This is a genomic window from Streptosporangium sp. G12, assembly GCF_052983175.1.
The window spans coordinates 245,786-263,164 of sequence record NZ_JBRIQO010000012.1 but is presented as its reverse complement, the minus strand read 5'-3'; the positions used below and the strand labels follow the sequence as shown (position 1 = coordinate 263,164).

14 protein-coding genes are annotated in these 17,379 nt (G+C 71.2%); 9 read left to right on the top strand and 5 right to left on the bottom strand.

Annotated elements, in window-relative coordinates; all coding sequences use genetic code 11:
* Nucleotides 1-157: 157 nt before the first annotated feature.
* Complete coding sequence (locus ACVCAG_RS20270; protein ID WP_440084854.1) at nt 158-1,471, bottom strand: D-arabinono-1,4-lactone oxidase; 1,314 nt, start codon at nt 1,469-1,471, stop codon at nt 158-160.
* Between the two features lie 138 nt (nt 1,472-1,609).
* The gene (locus ACVCAG_RS20265) at nt 1,610-2,800 is read right to left on the bottom strand and encodes an MFS transporter (protein ID WP_447190110.1); all 1,191 of its coding nucleotides are present in this window, start codon (nt 2,798-2,800) and stop codon (nt 1,610-1,612) included.
* A 126-nt stretch (nt 2,801-2,926) separates the two neighbouring features.
* Here ACVCAG_RS20265 and ACVCAG_RS20260 point away from each other — a divergent pair, with 126 nt between their 5' ends.
* A complete protein-coding gene (locus tag ACVCAG_RS20260) occupies nt 2,927-4,327 on the top strand; it encodes a lytic murein transglycosylase (protein ID WP_440084852.1) in 1,401 nt (466 codons plus the stop codon).
* 125 nt (nt 4,328-4,452) lie between these two features.
* On the opposite strand, the gene ACVCAG_RS20255 is transcribed toward ACVCAG_RS20260, so the two are convergent.
* Nucleotides 4,453-5,430 carry a ferrochelatase gene (locus ACVCAG_RS20255; RefSeq protein ID WP_440084851.1) on the bottom strand — a complete coding sequence of 326 codons (978 nt, stop codon included), beginning with the start codon at nt 5,428-5,430 and terminating at the stop codon, nt 4,453-4,455.
* 93 nt (nt 5,431-5,523) lie between these two features.
* Between ACVCAG_RS20255 and ACVCAG_RS20250 the strand changes: the two genes are divergently transcribed.
* Both ACVCAG_RS20250 and ACVCAG_RS20245 read left to right on the top strand, forming a co-directional pair.
* Complete coding sequence (locus tag ACVCAG_RS20250) at nt 5,524-7,545, top strand: prolyl oligopeptidase family serine peptidase (protein ID WP_447190109.1); 2,022 nt, start codon at nt 5,524-5,526, stop codon at nt 7,543-7,545.
* 214 nt (nt 7,546-7,759) lie between these two features.
* Nucleotides 7,760-8,494, top strand: coding sequence for an inositol monophosphatase family protein (locus ACVCAG_RS20245; protein WP_440084863.1), 735 nt, complete (start codon nt 7,760-7,762; stop codon nt 8,492-8,494).
* Between the two features lie 144 nt (nt 8,495-8,638).
* On the opposite strand, the gene ACVCAG_RS20240 is transcribed toward ACVCAG_RS20245, so the two are convergent.
* Nucleotides 8,639-8,803, bottom strand: coding sequence for a hypothetical protein (locus ACVCAG_RS20240; protein WP_362681299.1), 165 nt, complete (start codon nt 8,801-8,803; stop codon nt 8,639-8,641).
* A 222-nt stretch (nt 8,804-9,025) separates the two neighbouring features.
* Here ACVCAG_RS20240 and ACVCAG_RS20235 point away from each other — a divergent pair, with 222 nt between their 5' ends.
* The 5 genes from ACVCAG_RS20235 (at nt 9,026) to ACVCAG_RS20215 (ending at nt 14,199) form a co-directional block, all read left to right on the top strand.
* A complete protein-coding gene (locus tag ACVCAG_RS20235) occupies nt 9,026-9,679 on the top strand; it encodes a response regulator (RefSeq protein WP_440084849.1) in 654 nt (217 codons plus the stop codon).
* 80 nt (nt 9,680-9,759) lie between these two features.
* Nucleotides 9,760-11,085, top strand: coding sequence for an ATP-binding protein (locus ACVCAG_RS20230; RefSeq protein ID WP_440084862.1), 1,326 nt, complete (start codon nt 9,760-9,762; stop codon nt 11,083-11,085).
* A gap of 272 nt (nt 11,086-11,357) precedes the next feature.
* A complete protein-coding gene (locus ACVCAG_RS20225) occupies nt 11,358-11,657 on the top strand; it encodes a DUF4193 domain-containing protein (RefSeq protein ID WP_030914836.1) in 300 nt (99 codons plus the stop codon).
* Between the two features lie 81 nt (nt 11,658-11,738).
* On the top strand, nt 11,739-12,695 hold the full coding sequence (locus ACVCAG_RS20220; protein ID WP_440084848.1) for a hypothetical protein: 957 nt from the start codon (nt 11,739-11,741) through the stop codon (nt 12,693-12,695).
* A 55-nt stretch (nt 12,696-12,750) separates the two neighbouring features.
* The gene (locus ACVCAG_RS20215) at nt 12,751-14,199 is read left to right on the top strand and encodes a trehalose-6-phosphate synthase (protein WP_440084847.1); all 1,449 of its coding nucleotides are present in this window, start codon (nt 12,751-12,753) and stop codon (nt 14,197-14,199) included.
* Nucleotides 14,200-14,307: 108 nt separating this feature from the next.
* Here ACVCAG_RS20215 and ACVCAG_RS20210 read toward each other — a convergent pair whose 3' ends face one another.
* Nucleotides 14,308-14,604: a DUF4235 domain-containing protein gene (locus ACVCAG_RS20210; RefSeq protein ID WP_362681287.1), complete on the bottom strand. Its 297-nt coding sequence runs from the start codon at nt 14,602-14,604 to the stop codon at nt 14,308-14,310.
* A gap of 82 nt (nt 14,605-14,686) precedes the next feature.
* Between ACVCAG_RS20210 and valS the strand changes: the two genes are divergently transcribed.
* Nucleotides 14,687-17,254 (top strand): valine--tRNA ligase, encoded by a 2,568-nt coding sequence (gene valS, locus ACVCAG_RS20205; RefSeq protein ID WP_440084846.1) that lies wholly within the window; start codon nt 14,687-14,689, stop codon nt 17,252-17,254.
* The last annotated feature ends 125 nt before the right edge of the window (nt 17,255-17,379 follow it).

Sequence of the window (17,379 nt, the reverse complement as noted above, 5' to 3'; positions counted from 1 at the left end):
CTCGTGCGCGCCAGGGAACGACGGGACACGCGGACGCGTCGCTCTTCGAGCGAGCCTTTGCGTCACCCTTTACCGAAAGCTGGCGAGAAGCGGCCGATTCGGGGGAACGGGGCGCGGCCCGGGGATCGTGGGACGGGGAGGCGGAGGACGCCGTCCCTCAGCCCAGGACGGTGTCGAGGTGGTCGTTGGCGAAGGCGCGGCCCGGGTCAAGAACATCCCGTACCGCTAGGAAGTCAGCGAAACGGGGATAGACCTGTGCCAGGTAGGCCGCGTCGCGGGTGTGCAGCTTGCCCCAGTGCGGCCGGCCGCCGAGCCTCGTCATGATCTCCTCGACGCCCTCGAAGTAGGCCGGGTTCGGTGTCGGCCGGTAGACGTGGCAGGCGAGATAGGCCGAGTCCCTGCCGTAGGCGGTGGACAGCCAGGCGTCCGAGGCCGGGGTGACCCGCACCTCGATCGGGAAGCTGATCTTCCAGTCCCGCCGTCCCAGCAGGTCGCGGACCTCACGGAGGGCCTGGGAGAGGTGCTCGCGCGGGATGGCGTACTCCATCTCCAAAAAGCGCACCTCCCGCACGCTCGTGAAGACCCGGTGCGAGGCGTCGGTGTGGGCCGAGGCCGACAGCGTCGTGGCCGAGAGCGCGTTGAGCCGGGGGATGGCGCCCGGATAGCGTCCGCCGACCCCGCACAGCGCGCCGAACAGGGTGTTCTCCATGAAGTGGTTGTCGAGCCAGTACCTCAGCGCGGCCGGGGGCCGGGCCGGGCCGGGGCTGCGGTTGTTGCGCTTGGTCAGGCAGGTGTCGGTGTGCGGCAACCAGAAGAAGTCGAGGTGCTCGTTGCCGGCGACGAGCGCGTCGAGGGAGCCGAGGATCGCGGTCAGCGTCATCGGCTCCCGGACGCTGCGCAGCAGGAAGGCGGGTTCCACCCGGAAGGTCACCGCGGTCACCACGCCGAGCGCGCCCAGGCTCACCCTGGCGGCGTCGAACAGGTCCCGCTCGGCCACCCCGCGGATCTTCCCGTCGCCGTCGTCGCGGACCGTGACGATCTCCCCGTCGGCGAGCACCATCTCCAGCGCCAGCACCTGGTCGGCCATCCCGCCGACGTCCCTGCCGGTGCCGTGGGTGCCGGTCTGGATGGCCCCGGCCACGGTCTGGGCGTCGATGTCGCCCATGTTGGCCAGGGCCAGGCCCATCCGGTGCAGCTCCCGGTTGAGCGCGCCGACCGTCGTCCCGGCCTCGGCCGTCACCCAGCCGTCGCCGCTCTCGCGGATCCCGGTCAGCGCGCCGGGACGCAGCAGGAGGCCGTCGGTGAGCGCCACCGGGGTGAACGAGTGGCCGGTGCCGGTCATGCGTACCCGGCGGCCCGCCGCGGCGGCGTCCCGCACGGCCCGCGCGACCTCCTCGGCGGAGGCGGGCGCGCGGACCTCCGCGGGGGTGGCGGACTGGTTCCGGGCCCAGTTGCGGAAGGTCTCGCCCATGGTCACTCCTGCCCCTCGGGCGACACCCGGCCGTCCGGGGACGCCGACGCCCCGCTCGGGGGTCCCGCCCGGGATCAGGTGGGTCGCCGCCGGTTCACGTTCGTGTGGTTCGCCAGCGAATATGAACGATACTCACGATCACTGCTGGGCGACAGGGGTTCGCAGCCAGGCGGAGCCGCCGACGCCGATCGTCACGGCCAGCAGGGCGCAGGCGAAGGAGAACCCGTAGGCGTTGGAGGCGCCGAACGCGTCGGTGAGCCTGCCCCCCACCCCCGCGCCGATCGCCACGCCGAACCCGACCGAGGTCGAGATCCACGCCATGCCCTCGGTGAGCAGGCGGGCCGGGACCAGCCGCTCGGTCAGGCTGTAGCTGGTGATGACGGTCGGGGAGATGGCCAGCCCCGCCAGGAACAGCGCGCCCGCCATGACCCTGATGTCGCCGATGAGCATGATCGGGGTCAGGCCCACCGCGAACATCGCGAGAGAGCGGACGAACCTGCTGCTCAGCGGGATGTTCCACTGCCGCGCGCCGTACCAGAGGCCGGAGACCAGGCTCCCGCCGGCGAACGAGGCGAGCAGCAGCCCGGCCGCGGCCTTGGAGCCCTGCTCCTCGGCGAACGCGACCGTGATCAGGTCGACCGATCCGAACACCGCTCCCATCGCCAGGAAGACGCACGACATCAGGGCGACGCCGGGAATGGTGATCGGGGTGCCCGAGCCGGTCTCCCTGGGGCGGACGGGCGGCTCCGTACCGCGCTGCAGGGCGAAGGCGATGGTGCCCACGATCGTGCAGGTCAGAGCCACGATCAGGCCCGCGTACGGGTTGATCACGGTGGCCAGGGCGGTGACCAGCGCCGGGCCCGCGACGAAGATGACCTCGTCGGCCACCGACTCGAAGGAGAACGCCGTGTGCAGCCTCGCCGACCCGGCCAGCAGGTGCGACCAGCGGGCCCTCACGAGCGAGCCGAGCGAGAGCGCGGTCGCGCCGACCACGACGCCGGTGGCGAAGAGCGTCCAGCGGGGGGCGCCGTACTCGGCGCAGAGCATCAGGCCGGTCAGCGTGGCGCCGTGCGCCAGCGTGAGCGGGATGACTATTCTGGCCTGGCCGAACCTGTCCACCAGGCGTCCCGACAGCGGGGCCGCGACGGCGAAGGAGACGCTGACGGTGGCCGCGACCGCCCCGGCCGTCGCGTAGGAGCCGGTGAGTTCTTTGACGAGCACCATGATGCCGATGCCGAGCATCGACATCGGCATCCGCCCGAAGAACCCCGCGACGACGAAACCCTTGACGCCGGGCGTGCTGAAGAGCCCCCGATACGGCCCGACCACGGATGATCCCCTTGCTGTTCTGCGCGCGTGGAAACAGGCCGACGATTTCGCACAGAGCCACCGATCGACAAGTGATTTTCCGGGCAACGGCTCACGACACGGTCCGTTGGAGCTAACGTGAGCGCGGTGTCACGTCTTCCCGGGTTGCGGTTGTTCGTCCCACTAGTAGTGGTCCTGACCGCCCTCCTCGCCCTCGGCGGCGTCGCGCTCGCGGTGATCAACGCCGGTCGCCCCTCCGCTCCCGCGGCCTCCGCGGCCTCCGGCGGGAGCGCCGTCGTGGAGTCCCGCATCCGGGACCTGTCGGCGATCGCGCCGGTGGCCGGCCCTCCCACGGTCCCGGCGGGCTCGGCGAACCCGAATCCGAACCCCGACCTGAATCCGGACGCTCCGGCCGGAGAGGACCCGGACCCGCGGAACCCGGACCCGGAGAACCCGGACCCGCGGGATTCGGGCTCGCGAGACCCCGCCTCCCCGGGACCGACCCCCGGGCCGGAAGCCGGGCAGACCCCCGTCCCCGAACCGGGGACGACGGGAGCCCCCGGACTCGCCTCCACCCCGCCCAGGCTGCTGGTCATCTCCCCCTCGACGCTGACCGAGCAGACCAAGGAGGACATCTCCCGGCTCAAGTACGTCCAGAAGATCGACTCCTTCGACGGCGGGGCGGTCAAGGTCTCCGGGGTCGGCCTCAACCTCATCGCGGTCGATCCGGCCCGCTTCCGCGCGTGGGCCCCCAGGGCCGTCGCCGAACAGCAGGGGATCTGGAACGCCCTCACCAGGGGGGAGTTCGTCGCCGACAGCGCGGCGGCACGCCGCCTCGGACTGGTCCTCGGCTCGGAGTACCAGGTGGACGGCGGCCCCCGGCTGCGGGCCGCGGCCTCCGCCGGGTTCGGCCTGCCCGGCGTGGACGGCGTCGTGGGGGAGGAGACCGGCCGCAGGCTGGGCCTGCTGCCGGGCGTGGCGCTGCTCGTGCACAGCTCGGAGAAGGCCGCGGGCGTCCTCAGGACACGGGTGGGCAGGCTGCTGGGCCCGGGTTCCCAGGTGGTCGCCGTCGGCGGCGCCCGTACGGTGAAACCCACCCTGAAGCCCACCACCGGCGCGACGACCGGGAGGGCGGGCGCCGGCCGGGTGCGGCGGGTCGCGGTCGGCAGGCCGGGCAGCTACCTGGAGCTCTACCGCAAGGCGGCCGGAGTCTGCCCGGGGCTCTCCTGGACGGTCCTGGCCGCGATCGGCCAGGTGGAGAGCTCACACGGGCGCAACAACGGCCCCTCCTCGGCGGGCGCGCAGGGACCGATGCAGTTCATGCCCGCCACCTGGAAGGCCTACGGGGTGGACGGCGACGGCGACGGCATCGCCGACATCTGGAACCCCTACGACGCGGTCCCCGGCGCGGCCAACTACCTGTGCGCCAACGGGGCGGGCCGGGGTGGCAAGAAGCTGGAGAAGGCCATCTGGTTCTACAACCACTCCTGGTCGTACGTCGCCAAGGTCATGGGCATCTCCCGCGGCTACGCCGCCGCCTACCCCTGAGGCGCCCGCGCCCGTCTCCGGGGCACCCGCGACCGGCCGGCCGCGCCCATGACCGCTCGCGGCCCCGTGACCGCCCAGAACCCCGCCACCGGGTTGAAAGCGCGTGACCACCTGTGGTCGCGCGGTCACCCTCGGCGGCGCGGCGGGGCCGGGCAGCAGGTGGCCGCGCACGCGACGGGCTCGGGCTCGGCGAGCAACTCCCCGACCATGGAGACGAACCGCGGGTGGGTGCCGGCCGTGGACGCCCTGACCAGCGGCAGGCCGATCTTCCTCGCCGTCTCCGCGGCCTCCACGTCGAGGTCGTAGACGACCTCCATGTGGTCGGAGACGAAGCCGATCGGCACCAGCACCACCGCCGGGGCGTCGACCTCCAGCAGGTGGTCGCAGACGTCGGGTTCCAGCCACGGGATGTGCGGGGCGCCGCTCCGGCTCTGCCAGACCAGGTCCCACGCCCTGCCGTCGCCGCCGTCGCCGCCGCTCACCTCGGCGGTGACCAGCGTCGCCGCCCGGCGCAGCTGCGCCTCGTACGCCCCGCCGCCGGGTCCGGCCGTCGCGGCCATCGAGGTCGGGATGCTGTGCGCGGTGAAGACCAGCCGCGCGGAGTCCCGGAGCCCGGCGGGCAGCCGGTCCAGGGCCTCGCGGGTGCGGTCGGCCATCGCCGCGACGAACCCGGGGTGGTCGAAGTAGTGCCGGAGCTTGACGACCTCCGGGGCACCCTCGACCGCGGCCCTGGCGAGCGCGATGTCGTCGATGTACTGGCGGCAGGCCGAGTACGAGCTGTAGGCGGCGGTGACGAAGGCCGCGGCCCTGCGCACGCCGTCGGACGCCATCCGGCGGAGCGTGTCCTCCAGGTAGGGATGCCAGTTGCGGTTGCCCCAGTAGACCGGAAGGCCGATGGTCGGCTCCACGGCCGCGATCAGGTCGCGGCACTGCTGGTTGATCGGGCTGGCCCCGCCGAAGCGCTGGTAGTGCGCCTCAACCTCCAGCAGCCGCTCACGCGGGATCCCCCTGCCCCGGACCACGTTCTCCAGGAACGGCATCACGTCGTCCGGCTTCTCCGGTCCCCCGAACGAGACGACGAGAAGCGCGTCGTAATTCCCCATGGCATTCATCAAACCGCATGCCGGGGTGTCCTCTTGCCTGGTCACCTCGAGTAGTTCGTTATCAACAAGGTTTGTGGATGCATGTTCGGATGCATGTTCGGAGACGATCGCCGAGGTAGGTTCGAAACCGTGACCCCATTTAACGACATCCGCGATTATGTCGGCGTGCCGCGGGTGGCATCCCTGCGGCTATCCCTCGATGGAACGCGCTTGGTCAGCGTGGTGCAGGCGCTCAATCCCGACGGAAAATCCTACGGGACCTCCCTGTGGGAGATCCCTCTCGACGGCCGCCGGCCGTACCGGCTGACCAGATCCGTCAAGGGCGAGGCGGGGGCCGCGTTCACGCAGGACGGCGACCTGCTCTTCGGCTCGCGCCGGCCCGACCCGACCGTCAAGGAGGCCGACGAGGAGGTCCCCGCGCTCTGGCTGCTGCCCGCGGCGGGAGGCGAGGCCCGGCAGGTCGCCTCCAGGCCGGGGGGCGTCACCGGATTCGTGACCGGCGGGAGGACCGTGGTCTTCGGCTCCGACGTGCTCCCCGGCGACGAGGCGGGCGAGGCCGAGCGGCGCAAGACCCGCAAGGACGCGGGGATCAGCGCGATCCTGCACGAGAGCTACCCGGTGCGCTACTGGGATCACGACCTCGGCCCCGGAGAGCCCCGGCTGTTCGCGGGCACCCTGGGCGACGGCGAGCGGCTGACCGAGGTCAGGGACCTCACCCCGCAGCCGGGCAAGGCGCTGTCCGGCCACAGCGCGTGCGACGTGACACCGGACGGCTCCACGGTCGTGACGACCTGGGGCGTGTCGATGCCGCGGGGCGAACTCCGCTTCGAACTGGTCGCCATCGACACGAACGACGGCGGCGCCCGGCGGATCCTGGCCGCCGCGGACGAGCACGACTTCGACGGGCCGGTCAAGATCTCCCCCGACGGGCGCCTGGTCGCGTGCGTCAGGAACAACCACGCCGACATCGACCGGATCCCCGAGAGCACCCTGTGGATCGTCGACCTGGCCACCGGAGAGGGCCACCCGGCGGGCGGCGCGCTCTGGCCGTCCGACATCGCCTGGGCGCCCGACTCCCGCTCGCTGTTCGTGGCCGCCGACGACCACGGCCGCCGCCCGATCTTCCGGGTCCCGGCCGACGGGTCCGCGCCGGAACGGCTCACCTCCGACGACGCCGCCTACTCCTCGCTCAACGTCGCGCCCGACGGTGCCGTCTACGCGCTGCGCAGCGCCGTGGACGCTCCCGCGGCCCCGGTCAGAGTGGCCCCGGACGGCGCGGTCGGGAAGCTCGCCTCCCCCGCCCCCGAGCCGGAACTGCCCGGCACGCTCACCGAGGTCACCGTGACCGCCGACGACGGCGCGGAGATCAGGGCCTGGCTGGTGCTGCCGGAGGGCGCCTCGGCGGAGAACCCCGCCCCGCTCCTGCTGTGGATCCACGGCGGCCCGCTGTCCAGCTGGAACGACTGGTCCTGGCGCTGGAACCCGTGGATCATGGCCCAGCACGGTTACGCCGTGCTGCTGCCGGATCCGTGCCTGTCCACCGGTTACGGGCCGGACATGATCCGGCGCGGCTGGGCCGACTGGGGCCCGCGCACCCACGCCGACCTGATGGCGATCACCGACGCCGCCCTGGAGCTGCCCCAGGTCGATCCCGCCAGGACCGCCGCCATGGGCGGCTCGTTCGGCGGATACATGGCCAACTGGGTCGCCGGGCACACCGGCAGGTTCAAGGCGATCGTCACCCACGCCTCGCTCTGGAACCTCGACCAGTTCGCCGGCACCACCGACGCGTCCATGTACTGGCAGCGCGAGTTCGGCTCCCCGGGAACCAGCCTGTACGCGAAGCTCTCCCCGCACCTGTCGCTGGAGAACATCTCCACCCCGATGCTGGTCGTCCACGGGGACAAGGACTACCGGGTGCCCATCGGGGAGGCGCTGCGCCTGTGGTGGGACCTGCAGCGCTCGGAGGTGGAGTCGAAGTTCCTGTACTTCCCCGACGAGAACCACTGGGTGCTCAAGCCGGGCAACGCGGTCGTCTGGTACGAGACCGTTCTGGCCTTCCTCGCCCAGCACGTCCTCGGGCGCGAGTGGAAGCGCCCGGAGTCGCTGTCGTGAGCCCGGCGCGGCGAGCGGGGGTCGCCGTGCGGCGGGAGCGGCCACCGAGGACCCGGGGACGGGCGGGACGGGCGGGGAATGCCGTACCCCCGGCTGGGCATATGGGGGCGGCGGGTGCCATCGTGGACCCGTTGGAACGAGTGAGGAGCGGATCGTGGACAGCGCCGTGACCTTCGGCCGGCTGGCGGAGGAGATCGCCAGGGAGGCCGGCGAGATGCTGCTGGCCAAGCGGCCGCCCCGTCCCGAGGTGCTGGCCACCAAGTCCAGCCCGACCGACGTGGTGACCGCCCTCGACCGGGCCTCGGAGGAGCTCATCCGAGACAGGATCAAGGCGGTCAGGCCCGACGACGCGATCCTCGGCGAGGAGGGCGGTCCCACCGGCGAGGGCAGGGTCCGCTGGGTCGTCGACCCGATCGACGGGACGGTCAACTTCCTGTACGGGGTACCGGAGTGGGCGGTCAGCATCGCGGTCGAGGTGGACGGCGAGGTGATCGCGGGAGTGGTCAACGTCGTGCCCCGCGGCGAGGTGTTCACCGCCGTCAGGGGCGGGGGCGCGTGGCTGGCGGGGGAGCGGCTGAGCTGCAACACCGGCGTACCGCTGGAGCGGGCACTGATCGCCACCGGGTTCGGCTACGAGAGCGGGCGGCGCGAGGTGCAGGCGGAGGTGCTCCGCCACGTGCTGCCCAGGGTGCGCGACATCCGCAGGGGCGGCTCGGCCGCCTCCGACCTGTGCGCGGTGGCGGCGGGGCGGGTGGACGGCTACTACGAGCGCGGCCCCCAGTACTGGGACTACGGGGCCGGCGGTCTCATCGCCGCCGAGGCGGGGGCCAGGGTCGGCGGGCTGGAGGGCAGGCCGGCCGGCCCCGGTTTCACCCTGTGCGCGGCACCCGGCCTGTTCGAGGAACTGCACGACCTGTTGCTCCCGCTCGACCCGGAACGCGACGCCTGACCCCTGGGAGGGAGCGCCGGCGGTCCCCGGCTCCGGCCCGTGAGGGCTCCCGGCTCCCGGTCGACGGGGCTCCCGGTCGATGGGGGCGAGGGGAGAAGGGCACGAAAAAGCCCCCCGGCCGGTGGGCCGGGGGGCTCCTTCCCATCAGCGCTGGATGGGGACGCCGTTGTCTGTGGCCAGACGGTGGAGATCCTCGATCTCGGCGGTGAAGGTGTCGGCGAGGTAGTCGTCGCCGGAGGTCCTGGCCTCCTGCAGATTCCTGCGTGCCTGGTCGAGGCGGTGTTCGATTGTGGTGGTGAACTCGCCCATCTCACCTTCTTTCTCACGGGCTCATGGGGACGGAAGGTACCGCGATAGAGACTGGAACCGGCTGTACCCAGGGTGAACCACGAGCTAAACCTGTGTGTTTCCGACATCACACGGAGTGCCCGCTCCTGTGAGGGCCTTACCGTGTGCTTACAGGTGGTGAGGGGAGAATGGGGAGCCGGGCCGGCGGTTGCTCAGGGAATGTGACGGGAGGTGCCATAAGCCGTGCGAGTGCTTGTGGTGGAGGATGAGCGGGTGCTCGCCGACGCGATCGCGACCGGGCTCCGGCGCGAGGCGATGGCCGTGGACGTGGCCTACGACGGCGCCGGGGCGCTGGAGCGGACGGGGTACATCGACTACGACGTCATCGTCCTGGACAGGGACCTGCCCAAGGTCCACGGCGATGAGGTCTGCCGCCGCCTCGTGGCCTCCCGCACCGCGTCCAGGATCCTCATGCTGACCGCCTCCGGCGACGTCGACGACAAGGTCGAGGGGCTGGGGCTGGGTGCCGACGACTACCTGGCCAAGCCCTTCGTGTTCATCGAGCTGGTCGCGCGGGTGCGGGCGCTGGGCCGCCGTTCCGCCCCGGCGCTGCCGCCGGTGCTGGAGCGGTCGGGGGTCCGCCTGGACCCGGGCAAGCGGCTGGTGACCAGGGACGACACGGAGATCGCGCTCACCAAGAAGGAGTTCGCGGTCCTGGAGGAGCTGATGCGCGCCGAGGGCGCGGTCGTCAGCCAGGAGGACCTGCTGGACAAGGCGTGGGACGAGAACATCGACCCGTTCACCAACGTGGTGCGCGTCACCATGATGACGCTGAGGAAGAAACTGGGCGAGCCTCAGGTGATCGAGACGGTGCCCGGGGTCGGGTACAAGTTGTGAGCACTCCGGCAGACGGGGGAGACGAACGCCCGACGTTCGTCCCGGTGGGCGAGAACCGCGAGACGGTGCCGACCCACCCGATGATCAGCCCCCACTCCGAGCGGGGCGCCTGGAAGAGCGAGCGGCTGGAGTCCGGGCCCGCCGAGAGGGAGGGGAGAGCGGCCGAGCGGCCCCCGCCGCCGACCGGCGCGCCCATGTGGGACGGGCCGCCCCCGGTGGACGCCGCCCCGGCCGCGCGGACCCCGCTGGACCGGCTGCGGGCGATCGTGGACCGGCTCAGCATCAGGTGGCGGCTGACCCTCACCTACGCCGTGCTGTTCTTCACGGCCGGTGCCCTGCTGATGGCCGTGATCTACCTGATGGTGGGCTGGGCGCTCTACGGGGCGTGGCCGCCCTTCCCGTACGACGAGCTGAGGCAGGTCGTGGGGCCGGACATAGCGGCCAACTTCAAGCAGGAGTGGTACTGGCAGCAGCACGTCGCGATCACCGGGGCGCAGCGGGAGATGCTGGCCCGCTCGCTGCTCGCCCTGCTGGGAGTCGGCATCCTGGCCGTCATCATCGGCTACATCGTCGCCGACCGGGCGCTCAAGCCCATCCAGCAGATGACCGCCACGGCCCGCAAGCTGTCGGGCTCCACGCTCGCCCACGAGCGGATCGACCTCAAGGGGCCCGACGACGAGCTGAAGGAACTGGCCGACACCTTCGACGCGATGCTGACCAGGCTCAATGTGGCTTTCGACACACAACGAAGATTCGTGGCCAACGCCTCGCACGAGCTCCGTACCCCCCTGACGATCAACCGGACGGTCCTGGAGATCGCCCTGGGTGATCCGGAGGCGTCGGGTGACCTGAAGGCGCTGGGCCGCACGCTCCTGGAGGTCAACGCCCGCAACGAGCGCCTGATCGAGGGCCTGTTGCTGCTGGCCCGCAGCGAGCGCGAGCTGAGCGTGCGCAAGCCGGTGGACATGAAGGACGTGGCCGAGACCGTCGTCGACCAGCTCGCCACGCGGGCCGAGGAGGCCGGGGTCACCGTGGTTCCCGAGCTCCGCAACGCCGAGACCGTCGGCGATCCGGTGCTGCTCGAGCGGTGTGTGGCCAACCTGGTGGAGAACGCGATAAAGCACAATCTTTCCGATTCCGGACGTCTGTGGGTCAGGACGGGAATGGTGGAGGGTGCCTTGGTTGTTCAGGTGGCCAACACGGGGCCGCATGTGCCCGCGTACGAGGTGAACAGCCTTTTCGAGCCGTTCCGGCGGCTCAACGCCGACCGGGTCGACTCGGACAAGGGGGCGGGGCTCGGGCTGTCCATCGTCCGCGCGGTCGTGCGCGCCCACGGGGGCAACGTGACCGCCATACCCAGGGACGGAGGAGGTCTGGTGGTCACCGTGCGACTTCAGTCACGTTGATCCGGCGGGGGGCGTCTCGTTCACGCCGTACATGTGGTTGGATGTGCCGTCGAACACGGTGGTGCATGCCGCCGATGCTGTGGTTTACGCCATATTTGGCTAACCGTGGCCATTGGCAGTACGTCCCTCACGTGTAGGGAGGTTCAGTGACCATTCCGGCGGGGTACCGAAGCAGGAATCTCTCTGGCGGATCGGGCACAAGTCGTGCCTCTCGAACGTTACACACGCGCGAGTGAGCGCAGACAGATAGATGAGGGGGATGGAGCAGACCGATGGCTACCGATTACGACAGCCCACGCAAGACCGACGACGACCTCAGCGAGGACAGTCTTCAGGAACTGCAGGCCCGCCGTACCGACAAGTCCTCGGGCAGCATCGACATCGACGAGACGGATCTCGCCGAGTCGCTCGAACTGCCGGGCGCGGACCTGTCAAATGAGGAGCTCTCGCTCCGGGTGATTCCTCGTCAGGCCGACGAGTTCACCTGCGCGCGCTGCTTCCTGGTGCACCACCGCAGTCAACTCGCCGTTGAGAAGAACGGCCAGCAGATCTGCCGGGAATGCGCGGCTTGAGATGATTCCGATGGCCTGTCCGAGGTGTGCTCTTCCAGGTATGGGTAGGGCCTCAGGACAGCCTTGAGGAGGTTCCGAGACATGACGTCAGAGAACAGGCGGACCGGTGCCGCGCCGGACGACTCCACGGCCGGGGAGTCGGACGGCGCGCCTGATCACAAAGTGGCCGCGGACGGTGGTTCCGATCACGAGGGGGCCGCGGCCGGCGGGTCCGTCCGGAAAGTGCCCGTGGACGACGGTCCCGATCACAGGGGGGCCGCGGACGGCGAATCCGAGCGGGAGGCGGCCGCGGGCGGCCGGTCCGACCAGGAGGTGGCCGAGCTCGTCGGCAGGCTCGCCGAGCCGGGCGACATGGACGGGGCCGAGCGGCGGCGGCTGCTCGGCCGTCTCACGAAATCACTGGCGCGAGGGGCGAAGAGGGCCAAGGAGTCGGGAGAGGGCCGGGGCCGCTGGCTGACCGACGTGTTCATGGCCGTGGCGCCCCGCATCCCCATCCGCGACCTGCACACCCTTTCCGAGCATCATCACGGTCTCACCTCCGAGGCGCTCGCCGACGACCTGGTACGCACCGCGACCAAGGCGACCATGGCGGTCGGGGCCATCGGCGGGGCCGTCGCCGCCGCCGAGTTCGCCGCTCCTCCCCTCCTGCTCTCCGCCCCCGCCCAGCTCGTGGCCGAGACCCTCGTCGTGGCCGCGATCGAGGTGAAGCTCATCGCCGAACTCCACGAGGTGTACGGGATCCAGGTGCCGGGCACCGGCTCCCAGCGGGCCATGGCCTTCGCGATGGCCTGGTCCAAGCAGCGCGGTGTCGACCCCATGGCACCCGGGACGATGACCGTCGCCCTGGGCACCGCGGCCAAGACCGCCCTGCGCAACAGGCTGATGCGCACCCTCGGGCGGCACCTCACCACCTTCGGCCCGTTCCTCACGGGCGCCGTGGCCGGAGGGTTCCTCAACCGCGCCGCCACGAAGAAGCTCGGTGAGGTCGTACGGGCCGATCTGAGGGTCCATCGTGCCCTCCCGCCTGGGAAGTCATAGAAACCTCTCAAACGGGTAGTTAATTCAGTAAGCCCCCGACTACCTGGAGGAATCTGTGCTGGGCCGCAGCGCATTTGTGATCGTCGCCAACCGTCTCCCCGTCGACCGAGTCGGTGAGGACATGTGGCGGCGCAGTCCCGGCGGCCTCGTCACCGCGATCGCCCCCGTCCTGCAGCGCAGGGAGGGGGCCTGGGTCGGCTGGCACGGCGCCCCCGACGAGAACCTCGAACCCTTCGAACACGACGGCATGCAGCTCGTCCCCGTCCCGCTGTCCGAATCCGAGGTCGAGCTCTACTACGAGGGCTTCTCCAACGCCACCCTCTGGCCGCTGTACCACGACGTGGTCGCCGCCCCCGTCTACTCGCGGGTCACCTGGGAGGCCTACCGCACCGTCAACGAGCGCTTCGCCGAGGCCGCGGCCGCGGAGGCCGCGGAGAACGCCGTCGTGTGGATCCAGGACTACCAGCTCCAGCTGGTCCCGGCCATGCTGCGCAAGCTCCGCCCCGATCTGCGCATCGGCTTCTTCCTGCACATTCCCTTCCCGCCGGTCGAACTGTTCTCCCAGCTGCCGTGGCGGCGCGAGATCGTCGAGGGCCTGCTCGGCGCGGACATGGTGGGGTTCCAGCGCCCCGGTGGCGCTTCCAACTTCATCCGGCTCTGCCGCCGCCTGCTCGGTCTCCAGCACCACAAGCACGAGATCTACGTGGAGGACCGGGTGGTGCGTGCCGGGGCGTTCCCCATCTCCGTGGACTTCGGCGAGCTCGACTCCCTGGTCAGGGAGCCGCACATCATCGCCAGGGCCAGGGAGATCCGCGCGGAGCTGGGCGACCCCGAGTGCCTGCTGCTCGGCGTCGACAGGCTCGACTACACCAAGGGCATCGGCCAGCGCCTGAAGGCGTTCGGCGAGCTGCTCTCCGAGGGGGCGATCAAGCCGGGTGAGGCGGCGTTCGTACAGATCGCCACCCCGAGCAGGGAACGCGTCGAGGAGTACATGCGGCTGCGCGACTCGATCGAGCTCCAGGTCGGCCGGATCAACGGCGAGCAGGGGGAGCTCGGGCAGCAGCCCGTGCAGTACATGCACCAGTCGTACGGCCGGGACGAGCTCGCCGCGCTCTACCTCGCGGCGGACGTGATGGTGGTGACGCCGCTGCGCGACGGGATGAACCTGGTCGCCAAGGAGTACATCGCCTGCCGCAACGACCTGCGCGGCGCCTTGGTGCTCAGCGAGTTCGCCGGGGCGGCCGACGAGCTGCGCCAGGCGTTCATGGTCAACCCCTACGACGTCGACGGCCTCAAGCGGGCGATGCTGACCGCGATGCGGGCCACCCCGCACGACCTGTCACGCCGGATGCGGTCACTGCGCCGGAGGGTCTCCACCTACGACGTGGATCGCTGGGCGCAGGAGTTCCTCACCTCGCTGGAGTCCTCGGGGTCCACGGCGTCCACGGGTTCCCAGCTGTCCCCGGAGGCCCTGGAGTCATCGGAGACCCCGGAACCCTCCTGACCTCTCGCCGGGAACACCGGGAACACCGGGAGACACCGGGAGACACCGGGTGACACCGGGTGACGCGGCGTCGCCGCGGGGGGCACGGCCCCCGCGGTGTGGTCGCCGTCAGGTGGTGACGTCCCTGGCCGCGTCCTTCACGGCCTTCCACGCGTCGTAGCGCTTCCTGGCGGTGCGGGCGACCACGATCTGCGTCACCTGCATGCCGACCCCCATCACCACGGCGTAGCCGATCGCCTCGCCGAGGCTGATCTCCAGGGACTCGTTGTCGACGGGCGGCTTCCTGCCGGTGGCCTTCTCCCAGGCGAACCCGATGGCCTTCTTCGCCCCCCACGCGGTGGCGAGGCCCAGGAGGCCGCCGATGGCCCTCCACGCCATGTCCTGCTTCTCGGTCTTGTCGGCCATGTGGTCCTCCCGTTTGCGGTTCGCCCCAAGAACACTAGTCTCCCCGAGCGCCGCATCGCGTGAAGCCATACCATAGGGAGGCATGACACAACAGCGACCGCGCTCTGCGCCCATGCCCGAGAAACCGACTCTCGATGGCCTGGAAACCGTATGGGCGGGCCGCTGGGAGACCGAGGGAACCTACCGTTTCGACAGGTCGCGCACGCGCGGGGAGATCTACTCGATCGACACCCCGCCGCCGACCGTCTCCGGCTCCCTCCACGTCGGCCACGTCTTCTCCTACACCCACACCGACACCATCGCCCGCTTCCAGCGCATGCGCGGGCGCGAGGTCTTCTACCCCATGGGCTGGGACGACAACGGCCTGCCCACCGAGCGCCGGGTGCAGAACCACTTCGGCGTGCGCTGCGACCCCTCCATCGCCTACGACCCCTCGTTCGAGCCCCCGGCCAGACCCGACCCCAAGCGGCAGATCCCGATCTCGCGCGGAAACTTCATCGAGCTGTGCGAGCGGCTCACCGTCGAGGACGAGAAGGTGTTCGAGGAGCTCTGGCGCCGCCTGGGCCTGTCGGTCGACTGGTCGCTGACGTACGCCACCATCGGCGACGCCGCCCGCACCGCCTCCCAGCGCGCCTTCCTGCGCAACCTGGCCAGGGGGGAGGCGTACGTGGCCCAGGCGCCCACGCTGTGGGACGTCACCTTCCGCACCGCCGTCGCCCAGGCCGAGCTGGAGGACCGCGAGTGGCCCGGAGCCTTCCACCGGCTGGGCTTCGGCCTGTCGGAGGAGCAGCGGGCCAGGGGGTTCGGCGACCGGGTCTGGATCGAGACGACCCGCCCCGAGCTGCTGCCCGCCTGCGTCGCGCTCGTCGCCCACCCGGACGACGAACGCTACCGGCCCCTGTTCGGCACCACGGTCAGGACGCCGCTGTTCGGCGTCGAGGTGCCGGTCCTCGCCCACCACCTGGCCGAGCCGGACAAGGGCACGGGCATCGCGATGATCTGCACCTTCGGCGACGTCACCGACGTCGTCTGGTGGCGCGAGCTCGACCTGCCCACCCGCGCCGTCATCGGCTGGGACGGCAGGCTGCTGCCGGACGCGCCCGAGGGTGTGCCGCGGGAGCCGTACGCGGAGCTGGCGGGCAGGACCGTGCACGGCGCCCGCGAGCGGATCGTGGAGCTGCTGCGCGCGTCGGGCGACATGGAGGGCGAGCCGCGCGCCGTGAGGCGCGCGGTGAAGTTCTACGAGAAGGGCGACCGGCCCCTGGAGATCGTCACCACCCGCCAGTGGTACATCCGCAACGGCGGGCGCGACCTCGCCCTGCGCGACGCGCTCCTGACGCGCGGCGCGGAGCTGTCCTGGCACCCGCCGCACATGCGGGTCCGCTACGACAGCTGGGTGCAGGGGCTGGCGGGCGACTGGCTGATCTCCCGGCAGCGGTTCTTCGGGGTGCCCATCCCGGTGTGGTACCCCCTGGACGACGAGGGCGAGCCCGACCGTTCCGCGCCGATCGCGCCGCCCGAGTCCGCGCTGCCGATCGACCCGTCCACCGACGTCCCGCCCGGCTACACCGAGGACCAGCGTGGCAAGGCGGGCGGTTTCATCGCGGACCCGGACGTCATGGACACCTGGGCCACCTCCTCGCTGACGCCGCAGATCGCCGGAGGCTGGGAGCGCGACCGGGACCTGTTCGAGCGGGTCTTCCCGATGGACCTGCGCCCGCAGGCCCACGAGATCATCCGGACCTGGCTGTTCTCCACCGTGGTCCGCGCCCACCTGGAGCAGGGCACCCTGCCCTGGAGCCACGTCGCGATCTCCGGGTGGATCCTCGACCCCGACCGCAAGAAGATGTCCAAGTCCCGGGGCAACGTGGTCACCCCGCTCGGCCTGCTGGAGCAGTACGGCTCCGACGCGGTCCGCTACTGGGCGGCCGGCGGCCGTCCGGGCACCGACACGGCGTTCGACACCGGTCAGATCAAGGTCGGCCGCCGGCTGGCCATCAAGATCCTGAACGCCTCCAGGTTCGTCCTGGGCCTGGGCGAGGGAGGCGGGGAGGTCACCGAGCCGATCGACCTGTCGATGCTGGCCCGGCTGTCGGAGGTGGTCCACGAGGCCACCGAGGCCTTCGAGGGCTACGACTACACCCGCGCGCTGGAGCGCACCGAGCGGTTCTTCTGGGAGTTCTGCGACGACTACCTGGAGCTGGTCAAGGCCAGGGCCTACGACGACGCCCCCGGCGAGGGCGGCGCGAGGGACGCGAGCGCGGCGGCGCGTTCGGCGCACGCGGCGTTGCGCGAGGCGCTCGACGTCATGCTCCGGCTGTTCGCCCCGTTCCTGCCCTTCGTCACCGAGGAGGTGTGGTCCTGGTGGCGTGAGGGCTCGGTGCACCGGGCCGCCTGGCCCCAGGCGCGCGGGAGGGCAGGCGATCCCGAGCTGCTGCCCGCGGTGGCCGCCGTCCTCGGCCGGGTCCGCAAGGCCAAGTCCGACGCCCGCCTCTCCATGCGCGCGGAGGTCGCCCGGCTGACCGTCACCGGCGCGCGGGTCGACCTCGTGCGCCGGGCGCAGGACGACCTGTGCGGCGCGGGCGTCATCGACGAGTTCGTGCTCCAGGAGGGCGAGGGGGACCTGCTGGTGGAGGTCACCCTCACCTGACCGGCGGGCGCGCACGTGAATCTGTCCTCCCCGTCGGGGAATCCTGCCGTACGGTCGAGGCAGGACAGGTGAGAGGAGGACAGGCATGCCGCCAGGATGTGGCAACTGCAGCTGCTACCTCGAAG